The 15206-nt window shown below is 58.0% G+C and carries 13 protein-coding genes; 5 read left to right on the forward strand and 8 right to left on the reverse strand.

The features are described from left to right. Window positions 1-55: 55 nt before the first annotated feature. A complete protein-coding gene (locus CGLAMM_RS09170) occupies window positions 56-1066 on the reverse strand; it encodes an AAA family ATPase (RefSeq protein ID WP_394818501.1) in 1011 nt (336 codons plus the stop codon). A 79-nt stretch (window positions 1067-1145) separates the two neighbouring features. On the opposite strand from CGLAMM_RS09170, the gene CGLAMM_RS09175 reads away from it, so the two are divergent. From CGLAMM_RS09175 to CGLAMM_RS09185, 3 genes are read left to right on the forward strand one after another with little or no spacing between them, the layout of a single operon-like run. Then, a complete protein-coding gene (locus tag CGLAMM_RS09175; RefSeq protein WP_394818500.1) occupies window positions 1146-1748 on the forward strand; it encodes a DUF1285 domain-containing protein in 603 nt (200 codons plus the stop codon). A 9-nt stretch (window positions 1749-1757) separates the two neighbouring features. Beyond that, the gene (locus CGLAMM_RS09180; protein WP_394818499.1) at window positions 1758-2960 is read left to right on the forward strand and encodes a CCA tRNA nucleotidyltransferase; all 1203 of its coding nucleotides are present in this window, start codon (window positions 1758-1760) and stop codon (window positions 2958-2960) included. Window positions 2961-2982: 22 nt separating this feature from the next. Continuing rightward, window positions 2983-4767 carry an ABC transporter ATP-binding protein gene (locus CGLAMM_RS09185; protein ID WP_394819056.1) on the forward strand — a complete coding sequence of 595 codons (1785 nt, stop codon included), beginning with the start codon at window positions 2983-2985 and terminating at the stop codon, window positions 4765-4767. Between the two features lie 15 nt (window positions 4768-4782). Here CGLAMM_RS09185 and CGLAMM_RS09190 read toward each other — a convergent pair whose 3' ends face one another. The 3 genes from CGLAMM_RS09190 to gpmI form a co-directional block, all read right to left on the reverse strand. Beyond that, on the reverse strand, window positions 4783-5262 hold the full coding sequence (locus CGLAMM_RS09190) for an RNA pyrophosphohydrolase (protein WP_394818498.1): 480 nt from the start codon (window positions 5260-5262) through the stop codon (window positions 4783-4785). 124 nt (window positions 5263-5386) lie between these two features. Further along, window positions 5387-6874: a S41 family peptidase gene (locus CGLAMM_RS09195; RefSeq protein ID WP_418115620.1), complete on the reverse strand. Its 1488-nt coding sequence runs from the start codon at window positions 6872-6874 to the stop codon at window positions 5387-5389. 197 nt (window positions 6875-7071) lie between these two features. Further along, window positions 7072-8610: a 2,3-bisphosphoglycerate-independent phosphoglycerate mutase gene (gpmI, locus tag CGLAMM_RS09200; protein ID WP_394818497.1), complete on the reverse strand. Its 1539-nt coding sequence runs from the start codon at window positions 8608-8610 to the stop codon at window positions 7072-7074. A 166-nt stretch (window positions 8611-8776) separates the two neighbouring features. Between gpmI and msrB the strand changes: the two genes are divergently transcribed. After that, on the forward strand, window positions 8777-9166 hold the full coding sequence (gene msrB / locus CGLAMM_RS09205; RefSeq protein WP_394818496.1) for a peptide-methionine (R)-S-oxide reductase MsrB: 390 nt from the start codon (window positions 8777-8779) through the stop codon (window positions 9164-9166). Here the strand turns inward: msrB and CGLAMM_RS09210 are convergent. Next, the gene (locus CGLAMM_RS09210) at window positions 9150-11918 is read right to left on the reverse strand and encodes a M16 family metallopeptidase (protein ID WP_394818495.1); all 2769 of its coding nucleotides are present in this window, start codon (window positions 11916-11918) and stop codon (window positions 9150-9152) included. The two genes, msrB and CGLAMM_RS09210, sit on opposite strands and share 17 nt — an antisense overlap. A gap of 186 nt (window positions 11919-12104) precedes the next feature. Here CGLAMM_RS09210 and CGLAMM_RS09215 point away from each other — a divergent pair, with 186 nt between their 5' ends. After that, window positions 12105-12614 carry a hypothetical protein gene (locus tag CGLAMM_RS09215; RefSeq protein ID WP_394818494.1) on the forward strand — a complete coding sequence of 170 codons (510 nt, stop codon included), beginning with the start codon at window positions 12105-12107 and terminating at the stop codon, window positions 12612-12614. An 11-nt stretch (window positions 12615-12625) separates the two neighbouring features. On the opposite strand, the gene CGLAMM_RS09220 is transcribed toward CGLAMM_RS09215, so the two are convergent. Genes CGLAMM_RS09220 through cysQ form a run of 3 tightly spaced genes read right to left on the reverse strand, consistent with a single transcriptional unit; the run spans window position 12626 to window position 14999 of the window. After that, window positions 12626-13183 (reverse strand): hypothetical protein, encoded by a 558-nt coding sequence (locus tag CGLAMM_RS09220; protein WP_394818493.1) that lies wholly within the window; start codon window positions 13181-13183, stop codon window positions 12626-12628. Next, on the reverse strand, window positions 13180-14199 hold the full coding sequence (locus tag CGLAMM_RS09225; protein WP_394818492.1) for an L-threonylcarbamoyladenylate synthase: 1020 nt from the start codon (window positions 14197-14199) through the stop codon (window positions 13180-13182). The genes CGLAMM_RS09220 and CGLAMM_RS09225 overlap by 4 nt, the downstream gene beginning before the upstream one ends. Next, on the reverse strand, window positions 14199-14999 hold the full coding sequence (gene cysQ / locus CGLAMM_RS09230) for a 3'(2'),5'-bisphosphate nucleotidase CysQ (RefSeq protein WP_394818491.1): 801 nt from the start codon (window positions 14997-14999) through the stop codon (window positions 14199-14201). The genes CGLAMM_RS09225 and cysQ overlap by 1 nt, the downstream gene beginning before the upstream one ends. Window positions 15000-15206: the final 207 nt, after the last annotated feature.

Below are 15206 nucleotides of genomic sequence, written 5' to 3' on the forward strand. Positions count from 1 at the left end.
TTCCGCCTTGCGGCCCCCAGAGAAAAATGAAGAGATTCTTGAGAAATCCCACACGTCAGGCAAGTCGACGGACAGCGCTGGCGATGACGGAATCAATCGTGATCCCGGCTGATTCCGCGGTGAATTTGAGTCCCATGCGGTGGCTCAGTGTCACCTGCGCCAGGGCTTCAATATCGGCGATATTGGGGGAGAGGCGTCCCGTCAGCAGGGCGCGTGCGCGGCAGGCGAGCATTAAGGACTGGGCCGCGCGCGGCCCGGGGCCATAAGCAAGATGTTGCGCCTCCGGCAGGTGAGAGGTTTCCGGTCTCAGCTCTCGCACCAGATGGATGATCGCATCGGTAATCTTCTCTCCCACTGGCAGGCTGCGGATAAGATGTTGCGCGGCGAGAAGGGTCTCGGCGGAAAAGAGCGGCGCAATCTCGGTTTTTTTGACACCCGTTGTAGCGACAAGCATACGTTTTTCCGCATCAGCGTGCGGATATGTCAGCTTGATGCACAGCATGAAGCGGTCAAGCTGCGCTTCCGGGAGGGGATAAGTCCCCTCCATATCCAGCGGGTTCTGGGTGGCAAGGACGTGAAAAGGTCGGGGCAGCGCGTGCTCCTCCCCGGATTGCGTCACACGATATTCCTGCATCGCCTGAAGCAGCGCAGATTGCGTGCGGGGGCTGGCGCGGTTGATTTCGTCCGCCAGAAGCATCTGGGTGAAGATCGGCCCGGGGATAAAGCGAAAGCCGCGTTGACCGGACGGCGTCTCCGCCAATATTTCGCTGCCGGTGATATCGGACGGCATGAGGTCGGGCGTGAATTGAATGCGCTTCGTATCAAGGCCCAGAATGCGCGCGGCGGTTGACACCAGTAACGTTTTCCCCAGTCCCGGCACACCAAGCAAAAGCGCGTGTCCCCCGGACAGGACGGCGGTAAGCAGATGCTCGATCACCGCCTCCTGGCCAAAGATTATGCGCCCGATCGCATCACGCGCGTCAGAAAGGCGCGCCACCAACCGATCGGCCTGCGCGAGGAGGGCATCACCTTTCCCGGATTGTGTTTCGACGCTGTGATCGGTCATAGTTATCACTCTTATCGCTAAGGGGTTTTATCGCGAGACTTCCGTTACCACATAAGCGGGATGGAGGAGGATAAAAGGTTTGGAGACGCAGATGTCGGATGGCAGCACAACTGAAAATGGGGCAGACGTCCTGTCGGACGTCGTGGCAGAAGCGCCGACCGCGCCAGGCAGGACGGCGCGCCGTGCGCTTCCTTTTCTGATAAAGCGTCAAGGCACATGGCTGTATCAGGGCTCTCCCATCAAGCGTAAAGAAATGGTCTGCATGTTCGCATCAATGTTGCGACGCGACAAGGAGGGACATTTCTGGCTTAAAACCCCGCGGGAAGAGGGGATGATACAGGTTGAGGACGCGCCCTTCACGGCGGTTGAACTTAATTTCGAGGGAAGTTGCGGCCGCCATCAGACCCTCTCTCTGCGCACGAATATTGATGAGATCATTTCCGTCAATGCGGCGCATCCCCTTATCACGCAATGGCGTCAGATGGTGACGCCGGATGCCGCGCCCGTGCCCTACGTTCAGCTTCGCCCTGGTGACGGCGACTTTCCAATCCTTGCGCGGTTGACGCGCGCGGTTTATTTTGAGCTTGCAGCCCTTGCCGTCCCCGGTCAGGTTGGTTGCGAGAAATGTATGGGTGTCTGGAGCGATAATTGCTTCTTCCCCCTTGCACCCCACCTTGACTAAAGGTTCTCAATGTCTCTGAGACAGCTTGTCTCTCACGACACGGCGCTGAAAAAGCTCTGGCAGCACCTGCCGCAAGCGCGGCTTGTCGGGGGCTGCGTGCGGGATCTCTTATTAAACTTGCCCGTCCATGATTTTGACCTCGCCACCCCCCAGACGCCGGACGTCGTCACGCAGACCCTTGAGGCTGCGGGCTTCAAGGTTTACGCAACCGGGTTGCGCCATGGCACGGTGACATCTGTCATTGAAGGCCGCGCCTTTGAAATCACGACATTGCGGCGCGATGTCGCCACGGATGGTCGCCATGCCGTTGTCGCCTGGACGGATGACTGGCGGGAAGACGCGGCGCGGCGCGATTTCACCATCAATGCCATGTCCTGTGACAGGGCGGGGCAGGTCCATGATTATTTCGATGGCCAGGCTGATCTCGCTGCCCGGCACCTCCGCTTTGTCGGGGATGCGGAGACGCGGATCCGGGAAGATGCGCTGCGCATCCTGCGGTTTTTTCGTTTTCTGGCGCGGTTTGACGTGGCGAAGCCGGATCAGGCGGCGCTTACCGCCATACGTGATCTTCATGCACTGATTGAGCGGCTTTCCGGAGAGCGCATCGCGGCTGAAATCATGCGCATTGTGGTGCTTGACCGCGCGCCCTTCGTGCTCAACCTGATGCAGGAAGTGGACGTGCTGCCACATATCGTGTCGCACCCCAACCTGCATTTTTTCAGCCATCTTCTCTCGCTTGGTGCGCCGGCTGAGCCGCGTCTCCGCCTGGCCGCACTTCGCCCAGCGCCGGACGAGGTGAAACGTCTTCGCTTATCGCGTGAAGATACTGATTTCATCAATTCTCTCAACGCACCCCGGCCACTGCTTGACCCCGTGGCGGACGACGCGGCTTTGCGTCGCGCCCTCTCGGAAGTGCCGCCGGAACGACTGACCCTTCGGAGTTGGATGGATCAGGCCGCTGACCCGAGCGGCACATCCATTGAGCTCTGGCAAAAATTCCGCACGCGCCTAAGCGCGATGGAAGCGCCCTTATTTCCCCTTCAGGGCCGCGATCTGCTGGATGAAGGCATGTCACCCGGCAAGGCGCTCGGCACCATTCTTAAAGCGACGGAAGATTGGTGGCGTGCGCGCGGATGCGTTGACGGGCTGTCAGCATGTCTGTCATACGCATTGACGCTTCGGGGCTTTTCCCGCAGTTCCTCGCCGACATAAACGAGACGCCATGACAAAGCCGATGATGGCGCCGCGCACGCCGCCGCGTAAAATTGACCCTCAGGGCGCTCGGGGAAGGGCGCTCCTTTGGCGCATCTGGCGAGATGAGATCCGTCATTATAAATGGCGTGTGACGGCCGTTATCATCCTGACATTATTGACGGCGGGGCTGACCGCGCTTTACCCGCTCGTCATCAAGCGGGCTGTCGATATGTTTACGGCGCGCGACCCACGCATCCTCTATCAGGTGCCCGCGCTGGTGGTGATGCTGACCGGGTTGAAGGCCCTGTGTCAATATGGGCAGTCACTGAGCGTCCAGGCGCTGGTTCTTCTCGTGATCCGCAACCTTCAATTCAGAATGTTCGGACATGCTTTATCGGCAGATATTGCACGGATTGAGCGTGAAGCGCCCGCGCAATGGGCCAGTCGCTTCACCACTGATGCGGTCTCGATCCGGGACGCCATGGTGCGTGCGGTCAATGCGCTGGGTGATGTTGTAACCGTGATCGGCCTCGCCCTTTCCATGATTTATACGGACTGGGAACTCAGCCTCATCGCCTTGCTGCTTTACCCCGCCGCGGCCGTGCCGATCCAGAAGCTCGGTCGGCGCGTGCGGCGTGCGTCCGGCAGTATGCAGGAGCAGATCGGCAAGACCGCCTCCATCCTTAATGAAAGTTTTGCCCTTGCCCGACAGGTGCGTGTCTATGGGCTGGAACCTGTTGAGACCCGGCGTATCGACCACTCTCTTGAACTCCTGCACGTTGCTTTCATGAAGATCACGCGCGGGCGGGCGCGCGTTGACCCGGTGCTTGAAGTTCTCGGCGGCACCGCGATTGCCCTTGTGCTGGGCTTTGCAGGGTGGCGCTCGACAATGGGCGGGTCCGATTTCGGGGGCTTCACCGCCTTCATCGCGGCGCTTTTTGCAGCGTCCCGTCCGCTCCGCGCACTCGGCTCCCTCAATGCGGCGCTTCAGGAGGGGCTGGGCGGGGTCGAACGTGTTTTTGCCGTTATTGATGAGCCGCCCGCCGTTACGCAAAGTCCAAACGCACGGAATTTACCGGAGGGGCGGGGCGATCTCATGTTCAGCCACGTTCAGTTCTCTTACCCGGATGGGCGTGTGGGGCTGCGTGACCTGAGTTTTCATGCCGCGCCTGGCCAGACTGTGGCACTGGTGGGGCCTTCCGGCGCGGGTAAATCCACGGCATTGAGCCTGATCCCGCGTTTGCATGATGTCACGTCGGGCGGCATTACGCTTGACGGCGTTGACCTGCGTGACCTCGATTTGAAAGTGCTGCGCAGCGCCATCGCCTATGTCAGCCAGGATACGACGTTATTCGATCTTTCCGTTGCGGAGAATATTCATATAGGTCGGCCCGACGCGACGGAGGCGGAGGTTGTTGCGGCCGCGGAAGCGGCTGCCGTTGACTTCGCGCATGAATTACCGCGTGGCCTGCACACGCTTGTCGGACCGGGCGGGGGGCGTCTTTCCGGCGGGCAACGGCAACGCGTTGCTTTGGCCAGGGCCTTGTTGCGTGACCCGCGCCTCTTACTTCTTGATGAGGCAACCAGCGCGCTGGATGCGGAGAATGAGGCTAAGGTGCAGGAGACTTTGGCGAAATTGCGACAGGGACGCACGACAATCGTCGTGGCACATCGTTTGGCGACGATTCAGAGCGCTGACCTGATTGTCATCCTTGCCGATGGCCAGGCTGTGGAATTCGGCACGCATCAGGAGTTACTGGCCCGGGGTGGGCTTTACGCGCGCTTCGTTGAAAACCAGTCCCTCGGCGTGCTCACCGAGGCTTGACGCTTTTCAAAGCGCTCAGCTCTGCGCCATGCGCGCGAGCATGGGCAGGATTTTACGGTAAAGAGACCGCTTGAAGCCGAGTTCGTAGGAAAACACCTCGGCGAGGTCGACCCACCGCCAATCTTTGAATTCAACAGGGAGATGGCGGTCGAGGCGGATATCGTGATCCTGCCCCGTAAAGCGCATCGCGACCCATTTCTGGGTCTGACCGCGGAAGGCACCGCCCAGAGCGACGCCGACAAGGTGGGATGGCAGATCATAGGACAGCCAATCCGGATGTTCCCCGACGATCACCGCCGCACGTGTGCCAATTTCCTCATTGAGTTCACGCATGGCGGCGTCTCTGACTGATTCATCTTCGTCGATACCGCCTTGGGGGCACTGCCAGATCTCACGCCGCATATCAGCGCGCCGCCCGAGGAAAATCTGCCCCGTCTGGTTGAAAAGCGCAATCCCGACATTTGGCCGGTAGGGTAAGTCAGATTTATGCGTCACTGAAGTCACCCTCCCTCATCCCTGCGCCCTTTTTTGCCTGAACATTCACCGGCATCTCTGATCGTGAAAATGCCGGAGACACGTCCCTCCGCGATCGTCATTTCGCTTGACTGAGGGGGGCGGATTACCCTTTACCATCATGATCGCGCTTATGCGGTGAGGCTTGGCCTTTCTCCTCACCCTGTTTCTTTACTGCCGTCTGCGATATCGGGTTAGAGAGAGGATAAGCGTCATCCGCCAACCCCGCTAAAGCCCGCGCGACACGCACGCCCTCCTGAAGCTGAAAATCGGTTGCCGGTTTCTCAAGCTTGAAGGCCGGCCAGTTTTTAGGCGGCTGGTCCGGGATGGATTTCGTTATGGCGGGGAGGTCGGCACGTTTGGAGACTTCCTTGCTGACACCGCCGGAATTACTCAGAACGTGATTCAGATCAGCCTCATGGTAACCATAGCCGTCATCATCTTCACTCTGCTTGACGCTGATATCCGGCAAAATACCTTTCGCCTGGATTGACCGCCCAGAGGGCGTGTAATAACGCGCCGTTGTCAACCGCACAGCCCCGCCATCCGGCAGGGGGAAGAGTGATTGCACTGAGCCTTTACCGAAAGACTTCTGACCGACCAGCACGGCGCGTCGATGATCCTGCAAGGCGCCCGCCACGATTTCGCTCGCGGAGGCGGAGCCCCCATCAATCAGGACGACAATCGGCAAGCCATGCGTCATGTCCTTGCCCGAAGCGTCCCAGCGGTGATTATCCGCCGGGTGACGGCCCCGCGTCGAGACAATTTCACCCGTATTAATAAAATCGCCACTGACCGCGACGGCTTGATCCAGCTTGCCACCCGGGTTGAGGCGAAGGTCGATAATGACGGCTTTGATAGCCTTTTTATGCTGCTTTGCAATCGCGCTCCATGCCTTGCGCAGCTCGGCATCCGTATTATCGTCAAATTCAGAGATACGAAGATAGGCGACCGGCCCATACACCGCGGAACGCACAACCTGGATATGAATGATCTCACGCGTCAAAGTCAGTTTGATCGGTTTCGGTGCTTTCGGCCGGATGATGGTCAACGTCACTTTCGTGCCCGGATCACCGCGCATTTTCATTACGGCCTGGTCAAGTGACATTCCATTAAGGGATTTGCCATCGACTTCCGTAATGTAATCGCCGGGCTTCATCCCGGCGCGGAAGGCCGGAGTGCCCTCAATCGGCGATACAACGCGGACATGTCCATTTTCGTAAATGACCTTCGTCCCCAGCCCCCCGAATTTGCCGCTGATCTGGGTCATCATCTCCTTATATTGTTTTTCGGTCATGAAAGAACTGTGCGGGTCGAGATTACCGACCAGGCCATCCAGGGCGTTCTCAATCAGTTTCTTGTCTGTGACTGGCTCAACATAATCATTTTTGACGAGGTCAAGGACGGAGCCGAAAAGATTCAGGAGTTTGAGCGTCTCTTCCGGAGAGTCGCTTTTCTGGGAAGCGTCACGCGCAAGCGCGCTTGCGCCGATCAAAGATTGGTAACGGGACGGATCACTGAGGCCGATGAATGACGCCACGCCCAAACCTGCTAAAAAGCTTGATCCTAATATCAGACCTGTGCGGAGCTTCATCCTGAGATCCTTACAACAAATAACGTCTGTCCCGTTACCGGGCGGTGAGGCCGCCATGACGGAACAGTTTCACCCCACGCCATGCGACGCGCTAACGGGCGACATTGATTTAAAACATTCTGCGCCATGGGGGTCAAATCTCTTTTGACCCGTTCGGCTTCGCCTTGTCGGAGAGGTAAGCGTCCCGACTCAAAAGGTCACGGCGGTGCGATCAGCGACGTCCCCGTCATCGCCAGAGGTTGCTTGAGTTTAAGGAGCGCGAGAAGCGTCGGGGCGACATCGGCCAAACGCCCATCCGTAATTTTCGTTACACCCGGGGCCTTGAGGATAACCGGAACAAGGTTGAGCGTGTGCGACGTATGCGCGCCACCGGTCTCATCATTTTTCATGGTCTCACAATTGCCATGATCCGCTGTCACAAGCAGCGCGCCCCCGACTTTCTCAAGCGCCTGATCGATGCGGCCGAGATTTTCATCCACCGCTTCGCATGCTTTGATAGCGGCGGAAAGAATGCCGGAATGCCCTACCATATCCGGATTGGCGAAATTCAGCACAATGAGATCAAATTGTGCGCTTTCAATCGCCTCAACGGCGCGATCCGTTAATTCGGCGGCGGACATTTCAGGCTGAAGGTCATATGTCGCGACTTTCGGGGAGGGGATCAGAATGCGCGCCTCACCCGCTAATTCGCCCTCTTTACCGCCATTCAGAAAATAAGTGACGTGCGGATATTTCTCCGTTTCCGCCATGCGCAATTGTTTTAAACCGGCCGATGCCACGACTTCACCGAGGAGGTCTGAAAGATTTTCCTTCGGGAAAAGCGTTGTCATGAGCGGGGCAAGCTCATCCCCGTACGGCGTCATCCCGGCAGCTGCGACGAAGGTGATGCGCGGCCCACGATCAAAACCATCGAAATGCGGCTGTAAAAATGCATTGAGGATCTGACGGATGCGATCGGCGCGGAAATTCGCCGCGAGCAGCGCGTCGCCATCTTTCATGCCGTGATAGTCGCCAATCACGTGCGGTAAGACGAACTCATCATTCACGTCATTCCGATAGGACGCAGGCAGCACATCCTCCGCCCGCTCAGCACGCGCGCCTTGGCCAAAAGCCAAAGCATCATAGGCAAGCTTGACGCGCTCCCATCTCTTATCACGATCCATCGCATAATAACGGCCGCTGACCGTCGCAATCCGGGCTTCATCCGGCAGAAGGTCAACCATTTCCGCCATGAACCCCTCTCCGGAACGCGGGGGCGTGTCCCGGCCATCCGTGAAGAGATGCAGGGCCACTTCGACCCCTTCCTCCGAGATAATGCGGGCGAGGGCTGCAATGTGATGATGATGCGCATGCACACCACCGGGCGAGACAAGGCCCATGAGGTGACAGGTCCCACCGGACTTTTTGAGTTTTTCGATAAGGTCCTGAAGCGCCGCATTATCTTTCAGCGAGTCATCTTTAACCGCGCGCGAGATGCGTGGCAGGTCCTGCATGACGACGCGTCCGGCACCGATTGTCAGATGGCCGACTTCCGAATTGCCCATCTGCCCCTCGGGGAGACCGACATCCTCACCGCTTGTGCGCAGGAAGGCATGCGGACTTGTCTGCATCAATGCGTCAAAATGCGGCGTCCGCGCCTGGCGCACGGCGTTATGTTCATACGCCTCACTATAGCCGAACCCATCCAGGATAACGAGCATAACCGGGCGCGGCCGCGGGAAGACGTCAGCAACCATTAAATATCTCCTGTTCTCCGTCAGCATCATGCCGCCATCTGACGTAAATGCGAAGTTTATGCGTTCTCAAAATTTATGTAAGCCCTTGAAGCGCCAGAACAAGCGCCAAGATCTCTCTATATGCCGGTCAATGGGATACAGGCATTTTCAATCAGGAGAAAGTCACGTGAGCACGCAGGATGGCCAGCGCGATGAAAAGCCTCATTTAACGCCGGCACAACGCCACATCATCGAAAATCACGGTACGGAACCGCCAGGGTCCAGCCCGCTCCTTTATGAGAAGCGCCGGGGCGATTATCGATGCGCCAAATGCGGGGCCTCGCTTTTTTCCTCAGAGACGAAATATGAAAGCGGGTCCGGCTGGCCGTCATTCTGGGATGTCAGGGAAGGCGCCGCCGGCACGAAAGTGGATCACCGCCTCGCCATGGAGCGGACGGAAATCCATTGCGCCCGATGTCAGGGGCATTTGGGGCATGTCTTCCCGGACGGTCCGCAACCGACCGGACTGCGCTACTGCGTTAATGGTGCGGCCCTCAATTTCATTGAGAAGCCTTAGAGCCGCCTTTCACATCGGCATGGCGTCGCTTGGCGTCTGGGACAGGCGTGGCAGCATTTTGTTCCGGGCCGAGTATGGCGGTGACAAGCCTCGATGTCGCCGTATGCGCGCAGAAAGCATGTTGAACATTTTGCGGCGTCATGTCGAAAATCGCCTGAGCCTTCCGATCTTCCTCAACCAATGGCAATCCGAGGGATTTCAGGCTGAGATAAATACTGGCGAGGCTGCTGAAACTGGCGCGGCTCATCGGAATCGCACGCAGCATCGAGGCTTTCACTGTCCGCAATGTGTCTGCCGAGATCGGCGCAGCGCAAAGTTGGTTGAGTTCCTGCGCGGCCAGTTCACGCGCTTTGTCGGCTTTATCCGGGTCCGCACCATAGGAAATCGTGAATGCGCCCCGATTCCGCGCCCAGGAGAAACCGCTTCCAACGGAATAGACGAGACCCGTCTCCACACGCAGTTTCTGCAAGAGGCGCGCATTGAAGCCGCCCCCCAGCACCTCATTCCCGAATTCGAGCGCATAGCGGTCCGGGTTGCGAATGCCCTGGTCGATATTTTCCACCAATGTCACATCGCTCTGGGTTCTCCCGGGGTCAGCGACATAAATCTCGCCGGGCTCGTTGTTCGGTCGGGGCGGGTAATCCAGCGCCATTTGTGAGTCCGGGTTTTTCCAATTTCCGAAAGCTGATTTGATGAGATCGAGAGCGTGTTTCGACGTGATATTACCGATGACGACGATCGTGGTGCGATCGGGACGAAACACTTTACGATAGGTTTCGATCACATCCTCGCGCGTGATCGCGCGCACGGACGCAGGTGTCGCTTCACGAAGAGAGGGGTCTTTCGGCGGGTTGAGTTTCTTCAATATGTCGCGGTCAAGACGGTAATCCGGCGAATCGATCACGCCAGGAAGCGTCGCGATGGACTGCTGCTTCATCGTCTGAAAGTCACGCGACCGGAAAGCGGGATGGCGTTCAACTTCTGCCATGAGGTGAAAGGCCGCATCAAATTTATCGGTCAGCGCCGTGACGGAAAATGTCAGCCCCGTATCCGCATCCGCGCCGAGATCATCGAGCGCTTCGGCAAATTTCACGCGATCATGCGCCGAACTGCCATAGAAGAAAAGCTGATCCGTCAGATTGAGCAGACCTTCCTTGCCCGGAGGGTCCTGTAAGAAGGGGTTATTTTTCACCCCGCCAACAAGCTGGATTGTCCTGCTTTCCGGTTCAGGCTTCACCATCAGCGTCAGGCCATTATCCAGATGGAAAACCTCCGGTTGAGGCAAAGGTTTGGGCAGCTTCAGGCGTGAAAGCGCGTCATTGGCCCAATCAGGCAGGGAAGTGCCTTTTTCAGGGGTGGGGAGAAATTTCTCCGTCACTTTACCGGCAGGTTCCGGCGCGTCAGCATGTTGACTGGGCAGGATGATCCCCGTCAGGGCCTTCTCTGACTTCAACACCTTTTGGGCAAGCGCATTAACGTCTGCACCCGTTACACGGGCCACTGCGTCCGCCAACGTCTGTGGCGTGGCTTTCGGGTCAATCGCGAGGGCATCCGCCCAGTTTGACGCCAGGCCGCCAATGCTGTTGGCCGCGGCCGCGGCATCCGTCAATGATTTGCGTTTCGCGGCGGCGACGAGGGAGGGGGCGATGCCGTGCAGACGGACATTCTCGAGGATCTGACGCACTTTTTTCAGGAGGGGCTGTGGGTCACCACCCTGGGGAAAGGCCGCGTAAACCATCAGGACGCCGCCTTTGAGCCGAGGTGCGTATGAGGCCGCCGCATAAAGCGCCTCGCCTGATGCGCGCAGGGCAGCGAGGTCACCCCTCTCACTATTGAGCGTATCCTCAAGCACTTCCATCACAGGGTAAGCGGCATCCGCAGCGCCCGGCGCGGGAAAGGATATGACGAACATGCCTGAGGCGTAATCGCTCTGCATTTGGATGGTTCGGGCCGTCACATCATGTTCGTGGAAGGAGGGGCGCGCCGGGAGGGGGTGCGACGGAATCTTGCCAAAATGCGCCGCAACCTGACGGAACGCCTTTTTTGGCTCAACATCCCCGACGATAAGGAGGATGGCATTATTGGGCTGGTACCATGTTTCGTAAAAATGACGCAGGCGCGCCGTATCGGTTTTGTCAAATGAGTCACGCGTGCCCAGCGCATCATGCGCATAGGGCGAGCCCGCGAAGAGATAGGCGTTCTGTTTGACAAGATAGCGCGCGATCGGCTTGGAAAGATTGAGGGAGACCTCCTGCTCAATTGCGCCACGCTCACGCTGCCAGTCAGATTTAGTGAGCGAAAGATGCTGCATGCGATCCGCTTCAATTCGCAGCAGGAGATTGAGATTTTCAGCCGGCGCCTCGAAATAATATTGGGTGATGTCGTCCGTGGTGGAAGCATTATTGAAATTTCCCAGATGCGCGCTGATGGCGGAGAGCTGGCTGCGACTGACCTCTGACGTGCCATTGAACATCATGTGCTCAAGCGCATGGGCCGTGCCGGGGAATTCATCCGTCGTCATGGCTGACCCGACGCGGTAGATCATCTGCGTGCGGACGACAGGGGCAAAGTGATTGGGCACGATGACGACTGTCAAGCCATTAGGGAGCGTGCGTCGCAGCACATTTTCCGCGGCACCGGCCTGCATGCCGGAGACAAAGCGCCCGACTGCGAGAGCCTGACTATTCCAGACCCCATTGAGGGTGAATGCCAGCAGGAAAAAATGAGGGATGAGTCTGAGAAAATTCATCATGGGAGGTGCTGGCCCTTTTAATATGACGCGACGTTATCACAGCGGTGGAAAATGTCTATTTGACGGTCACGCTATTTATGAATCTGAAAACGGATCTTTGTCAGGGCGTTAAATCAGGGTCGCTCGGTTTTGTTAATGTCGACAAGGTGGTATGGTCGAACTCTGTCGAGTCAGCAAGGTGCCGTTATGTCGTTCGTTTCTCGGGTCAATCAGATGGATCTCTGGATTCTGGATCGTGTTTTCCAGCCGATCGCTGATCGCCTGCCGGAAAAATGGCCACCATTTGAAGTCGGGATGAGCTTTCAACTCGGCGCGCTGCTTTTTTACGCCACGTCGGTCATTCTGATCATGGTGATTAACGGGTTGGGACTGGCATCCGCGTTTTTTGACGTCCTCTCCTGGGCAGTGGGGCTGGCGTTGTTCGTCGGGATTATGCGTATGCGCGTGCTCGTCCGACCGGGACATGCCAACCCTTTGCGCATCATGTTACAGGGGCTGCGGCCGCTCTCCATCGCATTTGCGCTTTTCTCACTCTGGCGCGGCGCGGGGCCGGGTCAGATCTCTGATCTCGCATGGTGCTTCATCGTGCTGTCAGATGTCGCCTTTTCCGTCGGGCTTTACTTTATCTCCTGCCTGCAAAACCCGCCCCAGGTAAAAATCAGTGAAAAAGTCATTCTGCTGCGTCCGACACGTTGAAGGGTGTCGCTCTATGACGGCCTTGCATTATTATAAGGCTCATTGAGGTAGGATGCCCTGTCAATGACCGGGGCGAAGCTGAAAGCGTGATAAAGCTGTGCCACCGCGACGCCGAGCACGATGCCGGCGAAAAGCGCAATATAAACCATCATCATGGATCGAGAGCGACCTTGTGTCTCGATTTCCAGAAGCGCGCCGATTTCAGCATGAGATTGCCGGACCTGAAACATCTCCCGCTGAAGGGCGAGGGACTGGGCTTCCGCCGTTCTCAAGCGCACATCCAGCGTCTGGAGATTAGAGGTCAGGAGTTGCACGTGGCGGCGCAGATTGGCGTTTTCCTCGTCGAGATCCGCCTTATTTCCGGCGGAGCTTCGGCGGCGCGTCGGTTTGGGCGGGTCGATGGCGATGTTGGCGAAGAGGTTTTTCAGGGCACCGCCTGTCGTGCCGTTTTTCCGGGCGCGCGTTTTCAGCGCCGTGAGGGCGGCATGGGATTGGCCGTCTTCTTCTTCCAGCACCAGAGCGAGAATATCGGAAAGGATTTTGATCTCCTTCATATCAATCTCGCTCATGTCAGACTCTCTGATGCGTCATGCCCGGGATGCCTCGTCCGGGGGGCGGCGGCGCGTTTCAGCCGGTCCATGATGGCCTGCCCGAGACCGTGTTCCGACATTTTCATGACCGCGATACCTTCAAGGCCCTGCGCGCATCCGGTTTTATCAAGAAAGTGCAACCCGGCATAAAGGCGCGCGGCGGCCTCCACCATGTCGCCTGACGCGCTCAGATTCCAGATGAGAGGCGCATCAGGGAAGGGCGTGCCGAAAGCCAGGAGCGCCTCATTTTCGTGACAGTCCTGGGCGTTGAGCCTGAGGGGCAAACTGGGTGCATAATGCGACGACATCAGGCCAGGGCTGCGGAGAACCGCGTCATTTTCCTCAGGTGAGGGGACCGCCTCCCTTCGGGCGAAGGGACCGATAACACGCTCAAGCGCGTCATTCGTGATCGCGCCCGGGCGCAATATAACGGGGTGCGCGCCAGTCAGGTCCAACACGGTGCTTTCGAGCCCGACGGGGCAGTCGCCCATATCGAGGACAGCGTCGATGCGACCTTCCAACCCCGCGAGGACGTGTGCGGCACTTGTGGGGCTGACTCGGCCGGACGGGTTAGCGGATGGCGCGGCGACAGGCAGCCCGACCTCCTGTAGGAGTGCACGCGCGACGGGGTGCGCGGGCACCCTTACCGCCACCGAGGCGAGACCCGCGCAGGCCAGGTCACAGATCCGGCTATCGGCGTGGCGCGGGAGGATCAGCGTCAACGGTCCCGGCCAGAAAGCTTCAGCGAGGCGCTGTGAGATCGGCGATGCAATGACTTCATGTAAGGCCGCTTCAATCGTGGGGAAGTGAGAAATCAACGGGTTGAAGACGGGTCGGTTTTTTGCTGCAAAAATGCGGGCGACAGTTTCAGCGGATGTGGCGATGCCGCCCAGCCCGTACACGGTCTCCGTCCCGAATGCCACAAGGCGCCCGTCACGCAGCATTTGCGCGGCCTCGGTAATATCCGACCTTCTCGCCTGTAACAGCCGCGTCATCACGCCCAGATGACCCGATCACGCACGTGATCACTACAGCAGATGAAACTTGAATTAAGCCAGCCCGCCTTGCCGTAACGTAATATGTCGCCGGATAAATCCCGGATGGAGCCGCCCGCTTCCTCAATGATGGCTTGGGGAGCCGCTGTGTCCCATTCCATCGATGGGGTGAAGCGCGGGTAAATATCCGCTGCGCCTTCCGCAACCTGCATGAACTTGATGGATGAGCCGGCCGGGACGATGGAGTCGATCTCGTAATTTTTCCGCCATGCGGCGAAATGCGGGAGATTCATGCAGCGTCGTGACGTGACGACGCGGAGGTGTTCCGGCGCGGGAGAGGCGCAGGTGATGCGCGTTTCCCCGTCAGCGTTTTTCCGCCAGGCGCCGTGCCCGCGCGCGGCATAATACTGGATGTTGTGCCCCGGTAAGGTGACCACCCCGATAATGGGCTGTCCGAGATGCACAAGGCCGATATGGATCGCGAAATCATCGCCCCCGGCGGCAAATTCATCCGTGCCGTCAATCGGGTCAACCAGCCAATAAGTATCGCCATATAAAGGTGCACGGCCCTCGGAAACGCTTTCTTCCGCAATAACGGGTATATCGGGCGTGACATGGCGCAGCTTTTCGATGATAAAATGCTCAATGCGGCGGTCAACAGTTGTGACGGTTGAGCGATCCTGCTTTTTATGCACAGTAAAACCGTCCTGACGACATTGGATAATATCCGATGCCGCTTCAGCGGAAATATCGATCACTGACTTGAGAATCGCGTTATTCTGGGGGCAGGGTGTCAGCACGTCATCAACACTTTTTTGAGGAAAAAATAATCTTTGGGGCCACAAGGGTCACTAACTTAACATGTTTTTCGGTTTCGCGGCATATTGATAGTGCGAGCGGAACTGTTCACGAATGATCGAGGTGAGCGCGTCGTCAGGTGGGCGACGCACCGCACCGGGCCAGGTGGACCGGATGCACGTCGCGTGATGGCCATCCTGGGCAGATTC

It is taken from the genome of Sorlinia euscelidii, from assembly GCF_036452135.1.
In the GTDB taxonomy this organism is placed as follows: domain Bacteria; phylum Pseudomonadota; class Alphaproteobacteria; order Acetobacterales; family Acetobacteraceae; genus Sorlinia; species Sorlinia euscelidii.

Bases quoted from the DNA above. Each gene is read 5' to 3' on its own strand.
- CGLAMM_RS09185 (WP_394819056.1), top strand. From the start codon at position 2,983: ATGATGGCGCCGCGCACGCCGCCGCGTAAAATTGACCCTCAGGGCGCT.
- CGLAMM_RS09225 (WP_394818492.1), bottom strand. From the start codon at position 14,199: ATGACGCGGCTGTTACAGGCGAGAAGGTCGGATATTACCGAGGCCGCG.
- CGLAMM_RS09210 (WP_394818495.1), bottom strand. From the start codon at position 11,918: ATGATGAATTTTCTCAGACTCATCCCTCATTTTTTCCTGCTGGCATTC.
- CGLAMM_RS09170 (WP_394818501.1), bottom strand. From the start codon at position 1,066: ATGACCGATCACAGCGTCGAAACACAATCCGGGAAAGGTGATGCCCTC.
- CGLAMM_RS09220 (WP_394818493.1), bottom strand. From the start codon at position 13,183: ATGAGCGAGATTGATATGAAGGAGATCAAAATCCTTTCCGATATTCTC.
- CGLAMM_RS09215 (WP_394818494.1), top strand. From the start codon at position 12,105: ATGTCGTTCGTTTCTCGGGTCAATCAGATGGATCTCTGGATTCTGGAT.
- CGLAMM_RS09180 (WP_394818499.1), top strand. From the start codon at position 1,758: ATGTCTCTGAGACAGCTTGTCTCTCACGACACGGCGCTGAAAAAGCTC.
- gpmI (WP_394818497.1), bottom strand. From the start codon at position 8,610: ATGGTTGCTGACGTCTTCCCGCGGCCGCGCCCGGTTATGCTCGTTATC.
- CGLAMM_RS09195 (WP_418115620.1), bottom strand. From the start codon at position 6,874: ATGAAGCTCCGCACAGGTCTGATATTAGGATCAAGCTTTTTAGCAGGT.